Source organism: Vibrio sp. R11-SG3-ISO3-SZ (assembly GCF_059834345.1).
The window spans coordinates 15,845-27,383 of record NZ_JCBDGX010000085.1 but is presented as its reverse complement, the minus strand read 5'-3'; the positions used below and the strand labels follow the sequence as shown (position 1 = coordinate 27,383).

The window sequence follows — 11,539 nt, the reverse complement described above, 5'->3', positions numbered from 1 at the left end:
ACCAAATCAATTAGGGCGTTCTGACCTCGTTGCATGGCTTCGAGTAGATCAGAAAGCAACACCCTTGGTTTCCCGTCTGCGAAAGGAACATCATGAACAATAGGCTCTCCAGATTCGACATATCGAACATACTTAGTACCATAACAGTCATTGTTCTCGCCTAACGCTCCATACTCAACGTTATAAGGGATACGTTTATCGCGGAGTATGCCAAACAGTTCCGCAAATTCACCGGTTCCACGCACATCAGAATGCTCAGCACGAAGTAGTTCAACACTATCGTTCTCAACCTCTGAAGTAATCTCCCCCTCGAACATCTCAAAGTGCTCTTGTGGCAACCTCTCAATGAGTTGCTTTGGTGCCACCAAACAAATCCATCCATTAGCCATTACTTGATCCTTATCTGAGTTGTAATTAGGTACGGGTTACCGGCACACACTAACACCGCAATCACCAAGCTCGTCGTGAGTTTTATAAGGAATTGAAATCCCACATTCACACTGAAGGCTTTCATCCTCGTTCCACTTAAGAAAGTCCGTTTCCGCTTCCTCTAGCTTCTCATGACGGCCACAAGTACATTTAATTTCAAGGTGATATTTCTTGCCCATTTGAGATACTCCTTTCATTTTGTAAGTTAGCGCTTCATGGCTAACCTTTATAATAAATTTTAGTGCATATTCGGAACCCCGTCAATATTAAGAGTGCTTTTTTTGCACCTTAAATTTGGACGTTAAAAACGTGCTTTCAGTCAGAAGAGTCCCGAAAAAGCCAAAAAGAATGGCCGCTGGTGGCAGAGAGCGAGAATGTACAATAGCGTTATGTCAGCTACGAAAATACGAAAAGGCCACCAGCAATGAGGATTTACTGATGGCCGTGCAATACCTATAGTGTCTTTCCGTGATTCTATTGGTTAGATTTATATTGCGCTGAACGAGCTTCAGCGCGGCTAATTCCTTGCATCAACGCATCCATTTGAATAAGAGCGTGATCGCCTAAACCATTAGGCCATTTATCTAGCTCACCAGAGGGATGTTTGTGGTTTTGCTAAAAAACTCACCAGATACGCCTCATTTGGCGTATCGAGTAAATTAACTAGGCTGTTTCAGTTGCATAGTGTCGGGATGCCTGTTCCAAGCACTCGCTGAATTCGATTCCTTGCTCATCAGCTAAATGTTGTAAATTGCAAAGTAGATCCGAAATCTTGGTTTGCATGTCCTCACCTTCGAGACCAGCAGTATCACTAAATTTTTCTATTGCTCTATATGCTGACTCTGCTCGGTCTTCGTTAGTTGTAATAGTCATAACACCCATTGCTAAACTCCTTTCTTTCCGTTTAAGATTTGGTTGTTAGTGTTCGATGTGATTCTCACGCTCATCTGGGTAGACGAACTGAGACAATGCAACAGAGATACGCTCTAAACGCTCTGTTTTTGAGCCTTTACTGAAATCTGTAACTGGCTGTCTAGATTGAACCAACTCAAATAGTTCTGAGTGTTTACCTTCAATGATTTCTGAGGCAATTTCCTGCACATTATGAGTAGGGTTTGCTTCTGCGATAATGGTGCAACCATGACCAAAATCAGGGTACTCGACCAAGATAAGATTCTTCTTGCAACGCTTGGTGTCTAACACAAACTTTTCAATGGCAGCTTCACGACCAACGGGTGTATCACCGTCAGCTCGAAGAAAGGAACGAGGCTTTAACCCAAACGCCTGAGTCCACTTTTTGAATCGCCCGATTACTTCATGTTTCTGAATTTGATACGTTGGCATTACTCTGCTCCTGTTCTTTCCGTTCCGCTGGTGGTTTTGCTAAAAAACTTGCCCAGATACGCATCACTATTGGCGTATCGAGTAAACCCTCTAATGGATCAACTTCCCCTCTTCATTTGTTGTGGTAACAAGCCAGTACCCCAACAGCTCAAAATTTTGGTGTGCATTAAGAGCCAATTCCTCATTGGCTTCATCTTCATAAACGTATTCAGCATTACTATTCTCATAATCCGCTTCACTTTTGTATGCGGTCACTGTTAGTTGTCTGGTCATAGCGTTCTTTCCGTTCTAGATTAGTGGACTTATCGGATGCCCCATCAGCGGGAGCATCGAATAAGGCTACTTGATTTGCTTCAATGCCCACTCACTAGCTTTATCAGCCTCGGAGAACTGACCTGTGAGCTTTTCACCCGCGACAACCAATAGAGACTCACACTCTTCTAGAATGCCAGTAGCCGCTCTCTTGATTTGACCTTCTTCGACTTCATCACCAAGAATTACATCAAGATTTCTAACGTGATGACCACTGATTTCACCAGATTGAAAACCGATAATGATTAAACGTGCTCTTTTCATTTCCATTGCTGTCTTTCCATTGAATTAGTAATTGACTTAATGATGCGCTTGGGAAGACCAAACGCAGCGGTTAAAGCAACTAGTCTTTTAGTTCGCTCCAAGGCACTTCTTCCCAAAATAAAGTGTCACCCTCAATCTTTTTGATTTCGATTAGGATCTTCCCAAAAGTAATTTGCTCACCAACCTTTGGTTCTTTACACCACATTCTTTTAAAGGCTTGGGCTGAATCTTGTTTAGTAAACATGCTGATTTCCTTGTCTTTCCGTTGTCTTTGTGAATTGGCTTAATTTTGCGCCCATCTGATAGACGCAACGGTTAAGGCAACTGCTTTACTATTTCTGTTTATCCACCAACTCGCCCTCTAACACCAGACGCTCACCATCAAAGGTATTAACCTCTACTGACTCACCCTCATTGATTGAGGCTCTGTTAGCGCCAAACTTCTCTATCAACGTTTCTATCTCAATGCGTGATTGCATACGAGCAACGGCAACACCTTCAAAGTGACTTGCGAACTCAGACTTATTCTTTGCGTTTTGTCGGGCATCGATTTCCTCATCGTGCATTTTTGCACAAAGTAAACGCAGTTCTTTGATTAGGCGTTGATACTCTTTCATGGTGTGTTTCCGTTGTTAAATTGATGCTAGGTGCTCTGATAGCTGATCTTCGAGACGTTGCAGCTTTTCGCGCTGTTCTTGCACAGCTTTTGTGAGTTTCTTGCTGACGTAACTTTGAGCGCTACTTAATTCTGTGAAAACCGTAGATTTATCAACTGACCCATCATCCTCAAGATACAGGGTTTGGAAATAATGTTTATGGTGTACCTGTAAGTGATGAGAAGGATTTTCATCAACAATAGCCGTTTCAATTTTTACGATTTCATCGAGTTCGACCTTATTAACTACTTCTAAAGTCATAATTCGGTATTGATCTGTAACTGCAAAATAGTGCATGAGTCTTTCCGTTCTTTTTAAGCTGGTTGCACTTCAAGAGCCGTCTTGCCTAGCTCTTGGCCTTTGGCTCTTACCCAATGGGATAAGCTGCCTTTGGTAAGTTCAGGGGTTGTAACCCACTCTTCATTGGCCTCAGTAGCCAAAGAGCTGACAAATCTAACTCTGTACTTTTGCATGGTGTGTTTCCGTCGTGAATTAACTTAAAAAAATAGTGATAGGGCAAGTAATGGGGAGAGACACCAGCCCAATAGTACTAATACAAGAACTCCACTTAGTGCATTCATGCTAGCTCCTTATGTTTCCGTTATTGTTTAGCTTAGGTTTATAGTATCCGTACCAAGTACGGATGTCAACCAATAAAAGTACAAAGTACGGAAGTGTTTTTTCAGCACCAAACCTAAATGAGTGGCGATTCACCACTCATTAATAACTAGTCTTTGAATTGAGGCGCGTAGCCGTCAGGAAGGGAAATCGGAGTATTGTTGCTATTTAGCTTATACAGTAGCAATTCCAAGGTATCATCATTCACGCCCTTTGGGTTTTTACGAAACCAATATTCTACCGTACTAAAGCTCTTGCGCGTGGCCTTGGCTAATGCCTCTCGGTCATTATCAAAGTAGTGCTCAAGTAAGTACCTCATAATCCGATTGTTCTTGAACTTGTCTTTTTCCATCTATTTGCCCCCTATGGCGTACAAGGTACGGAGAATAACCCAAATAAGCCAGCAAAACCATTGCTTATAATCTTTCTGTTGGATAAGTGGTCTTATCGGATACCCCACCAGCGGGAGCATCGAATAAAGCTACTTTGCAGCTTGGATGCGTGTTAACGCTGCATCAATTGACACATTGAGATCACCTATTAGGTATCCAGCGACACCTTTGTCGCCCTGCCAGATACCAGCTTCTTTCTCCCCGCTTTGCAGATAGATGTTAAACATATCGCCTTTTTTTATGTTCTCATCAACAGTAATTCGTTTGACTAATTCACTATCAGCCACATCAAAATCGTAATAACCGTGTTCTGTACTTACTAGTCGAATTTCCATACGTCTTCTTTCCGTGATGTTTAGTTAGCTTAATGATGCGCACTGCAACCAGTACGCAGCGTTTAAGGAAACTATTCGATTTCCACGCCTACATCGTTTAGTAGGAAGCTCTCTAGCTTGTCATTAAGAATGGTAAGCTCATCACTATCGAGAGTGATACCCTCGCGCTCTAGGGACTCTTTAACAGCATGAACAGCGTTGTCCAAGCCCTCTTCTGTAATCGTATTAACCATATGGGTGACTCCTGTGTTTCCGTGATGATTGGTTGATAGTTAGAAATTGCTAAAACGGCATCGTGGATTCTCACAAAATGCGTAATCCTTCATATGCGGCTTAGGCGGAACTGAAGGGTACATTGCCTTCAGCCTGTTCTCGCGGCATCGAGGGCAAAGATCCCCACGCTTCGAGCAAGAAACTTTTTGGCCTCGACGTTTTTTTGCGCCTTTACCGTCTCTGTTGGACATAGAACTTCCTCTTTCCGTTCTGTTTAAACCCAAGAAGGAAGGGAGCCTTCCCACACAATCTTTGAGCCTGTTTCATCGGCTACTTCTACTGCTATTTCATGAGCATCTACTGCTGTTAGCTCGTCGCTCTGGTCGCTGAAACCGTAATCCTCGGCTGCACCTTCGAAGTGAAGAGAGTAAAGTTCGTCCTCTCCGTCCATTTCATGAATAATTACTCGATCTGCCATAACGTTGTTTCCGTTGTGTTAGTGAATTGGCTTTATAGCTGATGACGAACAAGCTACACATCGACCGTCATAGTGTTTCCGTTACGCTATTGAATTAAAATTTCGTAGCTTTCCACGTTCCAAGTATTCGTTACCCTCATCCCAGAACTGCTCTGTGTTTTCATCAGCACCTTTCAGCTTTCTGCGAATATTGAGCATTCGATACTTTCCTACACGCTCTGTATCGCGAACCAATTCAGAGTGAGGATTTTTTGAACAAGATTCAGCGTTATAGCCTTCGATAAAAGCTTTGGCATCTTTTTTTCTGGGGATGTAAGCGTACCCCGATTGGCAATTGCTCCCTGAGTTGTAACCACCAGCAACGATTTCATTGGTGTCCTTATCCACGACATACCAGCAAGGAATGAAATTGAAGTTTTCGCCCATTCCCCAAGAATGAACACGCCATACATAGGCAGGTTTCTTGATGACAATTAAATCTCGCTGCTTTCTAGTAGTCATGGTTCTTTCCGTTGTTATAGGGGTTTAAAGGGCGTTCGGTCATCTAACGTCTTAAACGGTACTTTCGGCAGAGACATTGCCAACGCGTACTCTGGTTGTTCTGCATCAAGTTCGTAAGCGTACTGTGACAAGTGGTAAGCGCTACAGCCAAGAATGCGAGATGCTTCAGCTTTAGAGCTTACCGCAATCAAATAGCGTCCTCTTGGGTGCTTCCAACAACGTGTTACTTCAAATACTTTAAGTGCCATCACTTATCTCCGTTCTAAGTCCAGTTGGCTTAATGATGCGCTCGGCCACCAGCCAAACGCAGCGGTTAAGGCAATTAATCTCGCCCCATTTGAACTTCAATTTTGTAACCTTGTTCAGCAAGGTGTTTGAAGTCATCGTGAAACTTTTTCTCAAGTTCATCTTGGGAGAGTTTCGCTACGCAGTCAGGAGAGCGCACAGCGATTGATATTGATTGCATTCCGTGAACCGACTGGCAAGCATTCTGGAAATTCGATTCCTGTTCGTCACCAGTTACGTTTTGAGTGATGTTAATTGTCATCATATGACTCCTGTCTTTCCGTTCTATGTTCAGTTGGCTTAACAATGCGCCCTGCCAAATTACAAAGTGCAGTGATATTGTTTAGCTTAGGTTTATAATATCCGCACTAAGTACGGATGTCAACCAACAAATGTACAAAGTACGGAAGTTTTTTCTCAGCACCAAACCTAAATGAGTGGCGATTCACCACTCATTAATAACTAGTCTTTGAATTGAGGCGCGTAGCCGTCAGGAAGGGAAAAATGCATTAGCAGAGAGTGAGGCCATGCTGACAGGATTCGTCTCGACCAACCTTTTAGTAGTTTCAATTGAACGATCACCAAGCATGTGCATTAGATGTGCAATGTAGCTCTTGCAAGTTAATATTTAGCCATATGTTGTATGTTGTAGAGACAGATTTACAGGAGAAAGGGACTTTCACAGAAAGCACACTATGCAACCTATTCCCAGACAATCAACATGAAAAAAGGCATCCGAAGATGCCAAAGGGGTTGCCATGAAAAACAATGCTCACTTCAGACCAAGTGTATCCTCAATCAAATAGTAATTGAGCTTCAATTGGCGACTGATTGCCGCAGCTTCTTTTGCGCGTTCGTTCAACTTGAGTTTGTCGGCAAATAGACCGTTAAACGCCTTGACTTGGCTGTTAAGTCGCTTCGCATATGCCTCGGATTTGTCGATTTCACGTTGAATATCGTCACTAGTGACAATCCGAGCTAATCGCTGTTCGTAAGTAATCATATCATCGTCCTTTTCTTTCATTATGATAACTATCATAGCACGATGTTATCATATTGGAAGAAATATTTTCCTTTACAGTTATCATAATAGGATGTATTGTTATCGTATTGAGATAAACACTGTCAGCTTAAAAGAGGTAATGTATGGATACGTCTAGCCTGCATCGACTAAAGCTTGCAGCTCACTCCGGCACCACTCTACCTGAGCTAGTTCGTCGCTTTAGCATGACACCAATGACAATCGTTAACATGTGCTTCAACCAAAACGGTGATCACTTTGACATCCCAGAGCGCCTATTAGATAAACGTTTACGAAACGGAAAAGCGGTACTGGGCGAAGATTGCATCGAGCGGTACTGTCACTCATGCAATGAGCACTTTCCGTTTACAACGGAGTTTTGGGGAAGAAAAAACTCCACCGCAGATGGGGCGCAACCGCTGTGTCGAGCATGTACTTTTGAACGAGATCACTTACGACGTCGAGGTGAAAAGCATATCGAGGTACGAAAACTCACCTACCTCGCATAATAAAGAAGAGGCTTAGCCTCTTCTTTCAATTTCAATGTAGAACACGAACCAGCGCCAACTTCTACAACATCAGCTTCCACCGCGCAAGTTTCGGAACGCACCTAAGCTCGCCTGATTCATATCCACCAGCACCTCTACCACTTGATCTTCTGAAAGCATTGGCCTGTGGACAACTGATAACTTTCCCCTTCCACACTGATAGTCGTAGACCTAGCAGCCTCAACAACATCAAAAACCACGTGCGATGCCAGTTTACTCGCGTGCGCATTGACGTCCCCCGACTCAAGAACAAAAACACAATCCACTGCACTTGATTTGCAAATCTTTTCGACAGTCTCGGTCAAAGACCCGTAAACGCTGCTGTCCTCAACCAGTGAGCCAACTCATCCGGCAAACCCCCATGCTCTTTCAGAAACGTCAGTTGAGCGCTCAACCCCTCATTGTTCACTCGCGTGGACATCGCTAAAGCGGCATCCACCACCAGCTCATCTAGACGAGCACTATCAAACCCCATTAACTTCACTTTCTCAACTTTCATTTCAACATCCTCAAGCTGTTTGCACACACTAAGCAACGATCATTTCTTGCTTGCAGTCAGAGCACTCCAGTACAACGGCCTCAAACTCTTCAGAGTATGCACCAGTCACCTCATCGTAGTTACCCCGTTCAACCAAGACCTCCGGATGACTCTGAGTAGTAGGAGTTACCGACTGACCACCACAATTAATACAGAACATAACACACCTCACAATATAACCAATTAAGGTTATATTGTGAATCAGAACAGAGATGCGGTCAACAAAGGCATAACACAAAAATAACCTTTTTAGGTTATTATATTGGTAAGACAGAGTTGACAACAAGCCAACACCTAGACTAACGATCACTTTACAAAAACGCATAGATGCGTACACTCGATCGCAAATCACCCTTTCACTGAACGCGCCATTTGTCACGTTGAGAAGGCTATTCATGTGGGATGACTGAATCGTAATCAATGCTGGTGGACACAAGAATGAACATTGCCCAGACGTACCTAGAAATGATGAAAACGCAAGGCGTAAGTGAGCGAGAAGCTACCCGTCAGATTTGCGATACTGTGGGTCTAAAATACTCACCAAGCTATGCAACTCAATGGCCTAATGGTGCTCGATCGATCCCACCAGCAGCGGTAGTGGAAATGCAGAAACGAACCGCGCTCTACGCAGCAACTAAAGCAGGTATCAAAACCACTGGAGAAAAGGCTGTGCTGTTTGCTGCATTACTCGCTCCAAAAGTGAAGAAGAATGATGACTAGGTCTTCGCGCTCTAGCGACTAACAACCCATCATGGCATTAAGCATCAACAGTCATACGCAAATAAGCGTACAGACCAGCTGGAACGTACGCGCATAGGCGTATATTAAAATTAATACGCAAATAGAGGTGGCATAGAGCTTCGGTCACAACGCAATAACACGAAACTATCCATGTCATAGTCCCTCACACTAATTGCTCTCCGCTTGAGCGCGGGGCAGAACCTGACACCCCAAAACCGTAATGCCCCGATGTGGGGCATTACGCCATCTCTGCTCTACGATAAGAAAGCAGCAACGCCGCAGTGATCATTAGCCGCAATCTCCAATTAACCCAACTAATCGGTTAAAACCAAGAATCGTGTTGTGACCCACACCTGCTCGATATTCATAAAGCTGAAACCGAACAGGAGTGTTCGCTATTTTGTGTTGAGCCATGCGTGGCAGCTCACTATATCGCTTACCTTGTAACGCCTCAATTTCACCATCCATAGGATAGACGAACTTATCGCTGACAAACGCTATCAGAGATGCAACAAACACCCCCCCAACAGTCACCGTCCAACACCCCTTTTCATCCTGTGCAATGACCGTGGGCTGCAAACCTACGTATATTGCTTCAACTGCCGCAGCGCGCGTTGCTTTACTCGCAGTCGTAATATCAGGGATAGACAGTTCACCGTATTGATGATGCGCTTTCAGTAGCTCCACAATTGGCTCAATGTGTTTCACTCCAATTTTATGTAAATCTTCCACGTTCAGTCCTTATGATGAGGTTAATGGAGTACCCTGTGCTTGGCTTGCAGCCAACCACTACGCCACGCTCGATAGTCAAACGATAGCAACGGAAACGGATTGCTCGCTAAGGAGCACCCGCGAAAATACTGACTTCGCCCACAATCGTAAGCAGCGCTATTACGCAAAGCACGTTGAAAAGCCAAAGAATGGCATGAAGAATCCGTTTGGTAAGACACACTAGCCTCTATCGTCAATGCATTTATCGGATGCCCCAGATGGAGCATCGAATAACGGCACTGACTACCAAAACTTGGCAGCAATGCGGTTGATCTCGTCACACACTGCCTGAGCTTGAGCGGTCGAGTAACCACGCAGTTCAACATGGCCTTCACTTTCAATCATGTAATCCAACGTTTCTTTCACTTCGGTGATGTCCGTCTTGCTACGAATGTCATATTCGCTTCCCAACATACTTGCCGCAAAACGTTCCCGACCATGCTTTTCCCAGATCAATACATCAAGTTCTACCACTGCATTGCCAAGAGTAAACGTTTGTGATGTTGTTTCATTGCTAGTCATAGTTCTCTTGCCTTTAAATTGATAACCTAAAACAATGATATAACCCCTTTAGATTACATTCAATAAAAAATGCATTTCTATCCAAGAAACTAGAAAATAGGTTAGGAATCTCGCACATTCGTTTCGTCTGCACGGCCTTGAACCACGAATGACACCAATCGAGAGAGTTTGGCCCTCATGTCAGCGCCTATTTGTTTGCTACAGATAAAGGGTCACAACGATCAACGTGGGTAGTACCTGTCTCGCGCCGTCAAAATAAACATAACCGCTATAGGGTATTAGGTCAAAATTTAAATAACCTAAATAGGTTGACGTAATAACCTAATATGGTTATTCTTAACTTCAAGAAACATCGAATGCACAACACGGAGAGCGACTAAGATGACAACTGCCTACCTCATCAATCATGACGGCGCAACTAAGGTTGAGCTACCACACAAAGACAAATTGAAAAAGATGTACGAACTCATCGGGTGTCGCGTAGTGAGCGCATTCAGCTGGGAACTGAACAACGGCAAAGAAGTTTCTATCTACATAGATGACGAATCCCTGCTCAGCAGTGGTGACAAGCTTCTCACCATGCTTCACGGGGCCGACGTCCCCTTAGTCGGCAACATTTTAGTGTTGGGCGAATGCGATGATAACGGTCTTGAGATAAGCGCCCCCGAAGACTTTAAAGAAGATCAGCTTGTCCTAGAAAAACGCATGGTGACCATTCAAGCCTAGCGATGCCCATCGCGAACAACAGCAAAACCACCTTCGGGTGGTTTTTTTAGCTCTCAAAACATGGATGATGAAATAATGGTGTGGCTATATCACTGGCGTAGAAAAGGGCAAACGAAATCTAGGGACCGGATTGAGATAGTCAAATACCGCTTTCCAAGCCTTGGCCTTGCGGCGACAAGCTTGAAGATGATTTAGCGAATACTGCACGTCAGAGTCTAACCACTGACAATGCGCGTGAAGGCATTCACTGAGAAGCTGCTCCATTTTCTTGGTATTTCGTTTTCGGGCATACACGGAATGCAGTCCACCAGCCACCAATCCTGTAGCGGAGCTCTCACACTGAACATCAACAAAAAACGCCTGCGCACGCAGACAAAATTCCTCCAGATCACGAATAGACCGCTCAGCTCGTTCAAGAGTGTCTCGTTCGCCTCTCACCCGACTACCTTTTTGCAAATATTCCCGCTCAATTGAACGGGCTATGGCCAGACTTCCGCGATTATATGCCGCAATACTCATGGTTCCCTCCAACCGGAATCGAACTTGACGATTAATGAATGCCCTGAAGCAACGTCAACTCTCCCTTACAAAGTGAATACTCGACGTCATACACGCCATCATATTCACCGCCAACAATGCGAACGACATTAATATCAGCATCAAAACTGAAGATGCGAACGCCAACATGACGCATAAATTCGCGAACAGCTTGTGCAGTGCTGACCGTATAAATGCCCTGCATAAAAAACTGGTACCCTGCTGATAATTTGCTGACGGTGACCATATCAAGAACTGTAGACATATTAATTACCTCAAACATAAGAAAGCGGCACAGAGCGCCGCTA

The 11,539-nt window shown here is 44.1% G+C and carries 26 protein-coding genes; 3 read left to right on the top strand and 23 right to left on the bottom strand.

Going from position 1 to position 11,539, the window contains the following annotated elements:
• From AC6R1O_RS10945 to AC6R1O_RS10865, 17 genes are all read right to left on the bottom strand, one after another.
• A partial coding sequence (locus tag AC6R1O_RS10945; RefSeq protein ID WP_500657015.1) for a hypothetical protein occupies nucleotides 1-389 on the bottom strand: 389 nt, incomplete at its 3' end.
• A gap of 703 nt (nucleotides 390-1,092) precedes the next feature.
• Nucleotides 1,093-1,311, bottom strand: a complete 219-nt coding sequence (locus AC6R1O_RS10940) for a hypothetical protein (RefSeq protein WP_500657014.1) — start codon at nucleotides 1,309-1,311, stop codon at nucleotides 1,093-1,095.
• Between the two features lie 36 nt (nucleotides 1,312-1,347).
• A complete protein-coding gene (locus AC6R1O_RS10935; RefSeq protein ID WP_500657013.1) occupies nucleotides 1,348-1,773 on the bottom strand; it encodes a hypothetical protein in 426 nt (141 codons plus the stop codon).
• A gap of 90 nt (nucleotides 1,774-1,863) precedes the next feature.
• Nucleotides 1,864-2,046, bottom strand: coding sequence for a hypothetical protein (locus AC6R1O_RS10930; protein WP_500657012.1), 183 nt, complete (start codon nucleotides 2,044-2,046; stop codon nucleotides 1,864-1,866).
• Nucleotides 2,047-2,112: 66 nt separating this feature from the next.
• Nucleotides 2,113-2,355: a hypothetical protein gene (locus AC6R1O_RS10925; RefSeq protein WP_500657011.1), complete on the bottom strand. Its 243-nt coding sequence runs from the start codon at nucleotides 2,353-2,355 to the stop codon at nucleotides 2,113-2,115.
• Between the two features lie 73 nt (nucleotides 2,356-2,428).
• The gene (locus tag AC6R1O_RS10920) at nucleotides 2,429-2,593 is read right to left on the bottom strand and encodes a hypothetical protein (protein WP_500657010.1); all 165 of its coding nucleotides are present in this window, start codon (nucleotides 2,591-2,593) and stop codon (nucleotides 2,429-2,431) included.
• Nucleotides 2,594-2,681: 88 nt separating this feature from the next.
• The gene (locus AC6R1O_RS10915) at nucleotides 2,682-2,966 is read right to left on the bottom strand and encodes a hypothetical protein (RefSeq protein ID WP_500657009.1); all 285 of its coding nucleotides are present in this window, start codon (nucleotides 2,964-2,966) and stop codon (nucleotides 2,682-2,684) included.
• Nucleotides 2,967-2,981: 15 nt separating this feature from the next.
• The gene (locus AC6R1O_RS10910) at nucleotides 2,982-3,302 is read right to left on the bottom strand and encodes a hypothetical protein (protein WP_500657008.1); all 321 of its coding nucleotides are present in this window, start codon (nucleotides 3,300-3,302) and stop codon (nucleotides 2,982-2,984) included.
• 17 nt (nucleotides 3,303-3,319) lie between these two features.
• Nucleotides 3,320-3,478 (bottom strand): hypothetical protein, encoded by a 159-nt coding sequence (locus AC6R1O_RS10905; protein WP_500657007.1) that lies wholly within the window; start codon nucleotides 3,476-3,478, stop codon nucleotides 3,320-3,322.
• A gap of 254 nt (nucleotides 3,479-3,732) precedes the next feature.
• Nucleotides 3,733-3,975, bottom strand: coding sequence for a hypothetical protein (locus AC6R1O_RS10900; protein ID WP_500657006.1), 243 nt, complete (start codon nucleotides 3,973-3,975; stop codon nucleotides 3,733-3,735).
• Nucleotides 3,976-4,104: 129 nt separating this feature from the next.
• The gene (locus tag AC6R1O_RS10895; protein ID WP_500657005.1) at nucleotides 4,105-4,350 is read right to left on the bottom strand and encodes a hypothetical protein; all 246 of its coding nucleotides are present in this window, start codon (nucleotides 4,348-4,350) and stop codon (nucleotides 4,105-4,107) included.
• A gap of 71 nt (nucleotides 4,351-4,421) precedes the next feature.
• On the bottom strand, nucleotides 4,422-4,583 hold the full coding sequence (locus tag AC6R1O_RS10890; RefSeq protein ID WP_500657004.1) for a hypothetical protein: 162 nt from the start codon (nucleotides 4,581-4,583) through the stop codon (nucleotides 4,422-4,424).
• A 254-nt stretch (nucleotides 4,584-4,837) separates the two neighbouring features.
• Nucleotides 4,838-5,041, bottom strand: a complete 204-nt coding sequence (locus AC6R1O_RS10885; RefSeq protein ID WP_500657003.1) for a hypothetical protein — start codon at nucleotides 5,039-5,041, stop codon at nucleotides 4,838-4,840.
• A gap of 81 nt (nucleotides 5,042-5,122) precedes the next feature.
• On the bottom strand, nucleotides 5,123-5,542 hold the full coding sequence (locus tag AC6R1O_RS10880) for a hypothetical protein (protein ID WP_500657002.1): 420 nt from the start codon (nucleotides 5,540-5,542) through the stop codon (nucleotides 5,123-5,125).
• Nucleotides 5,543-5,556: 14 nt separating this feature from the next.
• Nucleotides 5,557-5,790, bottom strand: coding sequence for a hypothetical protein (locus AC6R1O_RS10875; RefSeq protein ID WP_500657001.1), 234 nt, complete (start codon nucleotides 5,788-5,790; stop codon nucleotides 5,557-5,559).
• A 74-nt stretch (nucleotides 5,791-5,864) separates the two neighbouring features.
• Nucleotides 5,865-6,092 carry a hypothetical protein gene (locus tag AC6R1O_RS10870; protein ID WP_500657000.1) on the bottom strand — a complete coding sequence of 76 codons (228 nt, stop codon included), beginning with the start codon at nucleotides 6,090-6,092 and terminating at the stop codon, nucleotides 5,865-5,867.
• 507 nt (nucleotides 6,093-6,599) lie between these two features.
• The gene (locus AC6R1O_RS10865) at nucleotides 6,600-6,830 is read right to left on the bottom strand and encodes a hypothetical protein (RefSeq protein WP_500656999.1); all 231 of its coding nucleotides are present in this window, start codon (nucleotides 6,828-6,830) and stop codon (nucleotides 6,600-6,602) included.
• Between the two features lie 143 nt (nucleotides 6,831-6,973).
• Between AC6R1O_RS10865 and AC6R1O_RS10860 the strand changes: the two genes are divergently transcribed.
• Nucleotides 6,974-7,357: a hypothetical protein gene (locus AC6R1O_RS10860; RefSeq protein ID WP_500656998.1), complete on the top strand. Its 384-nt coding sequence runs from the start codon at nucleotides 6,974-6,976 to the stop codon at nucleotides 7,355-7,357.
• 340 nt (nucleotides 7,358-7,697) lie between these two features.
• Here AC6R1O_RS10860 and AC6R1O_RS10855 read toward each other — a convergent pair whose 3' ends face one another.
• A complete protein-coding gene (locus AC6R1O_RS10855) occupies nucleotides 7,698-7,895 on the bottom strand; it encodes a hypothetical protein (protein WP_500656997.1) in 198 nt (65 codons plus the stop codon).
• Between the two features lie 28 nt (nucleotides 7,896-7,923).
• Entirely contained in the window at nucleotides 7,924-8,094 is a 171-nt protein-coding gene (locus AC6R1O_RS10850) for a hypothetical protein (RefSeq protein ID WP_500656996.1), read from the bottom strand.
• Between the two features lie 278 nt (nucleotides 8,095-8,372).
• Between AC6R1O_RS10850 and AC6R1O_RS10845 the strand changes: the two genes are divergently transcribed.
• Nucleotides 8,373-8,654 carry a hypothetical protein gene (locus tag AC6R1O_RS10845; RefSeq protein ID WP_500656995.1) on the top strand — a complete coding sequence of 94 codons (282 nt, stop codon included), beginning with the start codon at nucleotides 8,373-8,375 and terminating at the stop codon, nucleotides 8,652-8,654.
• A gap of 309 nt (nucleotides 8,655-8,963) precedes the next feature.
• Here the strand turns inward: AC6R1O_RS10845 and AC6R1O_RS10840 are convergent, their stop codons facing one another.
• Together AC6R1O_RS10840 and AC6R1O_RS10835 are read right to left on the bottom strand one after the other, a co-directional pair.
• Nucleotides 8,964-9,407: a hypothetical protein gene (locus tag AC6R1O_RS10840; RefSeq protein ID WP_500656994.1), complete on the bottom strand. Its 444-nt coding sequence runs from the start codon at nucleotides 9,405-9,407 to the stop codon at nucleotides 8,964-8,966.
• Nucleotides 9,408-9,689: 282 nt separating this feature from the next.
• Nucleotides 9,690-9,968, bottom strand: coding sequence for a hypothetical protein (locus AC6R1O_RS10835; protein ID WP_500656993.1), 279 nt, complete (start codon nucleotides 9,966-9,968; stop codon nucleotides 9,690-9,692).
• A 381-nt stretch (nucleotides 9,969-10,349) separates the two neighbouring features.
• On the opposite strand from AC6R1O_RS10835, the gene AC6R1O_RS10830 reads away from it, so the two are divergent.
• Nucleotides 10,350-10,694, top strand: coding sequence for a DUF3846 domain-containing protein (locus tag AC6R1O_RS10830; protein ID WP_500656992.1), 345 nt, complete (start codon nucleotides 10,350-10,352; stop codon nucleotides 10,692-10,694).
• A gap of 84 nt (nucleotides 10,695-10,778) precedes the next feature.
• Here the strand turns inward: AC6R1O_RS10830 and AC6R1O_RS10825 are convergent, their stop codons facing one another.
• Nucleotides 10,779-11,213, bottom strand: a complete 435-nt coding sequence (locus AC6R1O_RS10825; protein ID WP_500656991.1) for a hypothetical protein — start codon at nucleotides 11,211-11,213, stop codon at nucleotides 10,779-10,781.
• A 31-nt stretch (nucleotides 11,214-11,244) separates the two neighbouring features.
• Complete coding sequence (locus AC6R1O_RS10820) at nucleotides 11,245-11,496, bottom strand: hypothetical protein (protein ID WP_500656990.1); 252 nt, start codon at nucleotides 11,494-11,496, stop codon at nucleotides 11,245-11,247.
• Nucleotides 11,497-11,539 lie beyond the last annotated feature (43 nt).

Coding starts and splice junctions, on each gene's coding strand:
- AC6R1O_RS10930 (WP_500657012.1), bottom strand. CDS start 2,046: ATGACCAGACAACTAACAGTGACCGCATACAAAAGTGAAGCGGATTAT.
- AC6R1O_RS10885 (WP_500657003.1), bottom strand. CDS start 5,041: ATGGCAGATCGAGTAATTATTCATGAAATGGACGGAGAGGACGAACTT.
- AC6R1O_RS10880 (WP_500657002.1), bottom strand. CDS start 5,542: ATGACTACTAGAAAGCAGCGAGATTTAATTGTCATCAAGAAACCTGCC.
- AC6R1O_RS10865 (WP_500656999.1), bottom strand. CDS start 6,830: ATGATTACTTACGAACAGCGATTAGCTCGGATTGTCACTAGTGACGAT.
- AC6R1O_RS10870 (WP_500657000.1), bottom strand. CDS start 6,092: ATGATGACAATTAACATCACTCAAAACGTAACTGGTGACGAACAGGAA.
- AC6R1O_RS10825 (WP_500656991.1), bottom strand. CDS start 11,213: ATGAGTATTGCGGCATATAATCGCGGAAGTCTGGCCATAGCCCGTTCA.
- AC6R1O_RS10835 (WP_500656993.1), bottom strand. CDS start 9,968: ATGACTAGCAATGAAACAACATCACAAACGTTTACTCTTGGCAATGCA.
- AC6R1O_RS10860 (WP_500656998.1), top strand. CDS start 6,974: ATGGATACGTCTAGCCTGCATCGACTAAAGCTTGCAGCTCACTCCGGC.
- AC6R1O_RS10900 (WP_500657006.1), bottom strand. CDS start 3,975: ATGGAAAAAGACAAGTTCAAGAACAATCGGATTATGAGGTACTTACTT.
- AC6R1O_RS10905 (WP_500657007.1), bottom strand. CDS start 3,478: ATGCAAAAGTACAGAGTTAGATTTGTCAGCTCTTTGGCTACTGAGGCC.
- AC6R1O_RS10875 (WP_500657001.1), bottom strand. CDS start 5,790: ATGGCACTTAAAGTATTTGAAGTAACACGTTGTTGGAAGCACCCAAGA.
- AC6R1O_RS10940 (WP_500657014.1), bottom strand. CDS start 1,311: ATGGGTGTTATGACTATTACAACTAACGAAGACCGAGCAGAGTCAGCA.
- AC6R1O_RS10820 (WP_500656990.1), bottom strand. CDS start 11,496: ATGTCTACAGTTCTTGATATGGTCACCGTCAGCAAATTATCAGCAGGG.
- AC6R1O_RS10920 (WP_500657010.1), bottom strand. CDS start 2,593: ATGTTTACTAAACAAGATTCAGCCCAAGCCTTTAAAAGAATGTGGTGT.
- AC6R1O_RS10910 (WP_500657008.1), bottom strand. CDS start 3,302: ATGCACTATTTTGCAGTTACAGATCAATACCGAATTATGACTTTAGAA.
- AC6R1O_RS10830 (WP_500656992.1), top strand. CDS start 10,350: ATGACAACTGCCTACCTCATCAATCATGACGGCGCAACTAAGGTTGAG.
- AC6R1O_RS10895 (WP_500657005.1), bottom strand. CDS start 4,350: ATGGAAATTCGACTAGTAAGTACAGAACACGGTTATTACGATTTTGAT.
- AC6R1O_RS10845 (WP_500656995.1), top strand. CDS start 8,373: ATGAACATTGCCCAGACGTACCTAGAAATGATGAAAACGCAAGGCGTA.
- AC6R1O_RS10890 (WP_500657004.1), bottom strand. CDS start 4,583: ATGGTTAATACGATTACAGAAGAGGGCTTGGACAACGCTGTTCATGCT.
- AC6R1O_RS10915 (WP_500657009.1), bottom strand. CDS start 2,966: ATGAAAGAGTATCAACGCCTAATCAAAGAACTGCGTTTACTTTGTGCA.
- AC6R1O_RS10925 (WP_500657011.1), bottom strand. CDS start 2,355: ATGGAAATGAAAAGAGCACGTTTAATCATTATCGGTTTTCAATCTGGT.
- AC6R1O_RS10850 (WP_500656996.1), bottom strand. CDS start 8,094: ATGTTCTGTATTAATTGTGGTGGTCAGTCGGTAACTCCTACTACTCAG.
- AC6R1O_RS10855 (WP_500656997.1), bottom strand. CDS start 7,895: ATGAAAGTTGAGAAAGTGAAGTTAATGGGGTTTGATAGTGCTCGTCTA.
- AC6R1O_RS10935 (WP_500657013.1), bottom strand. CDS start 1,773: ATGCCAACGTATCAAATTCAGAAACATGAAGTAATCGGGCGATTCAAA.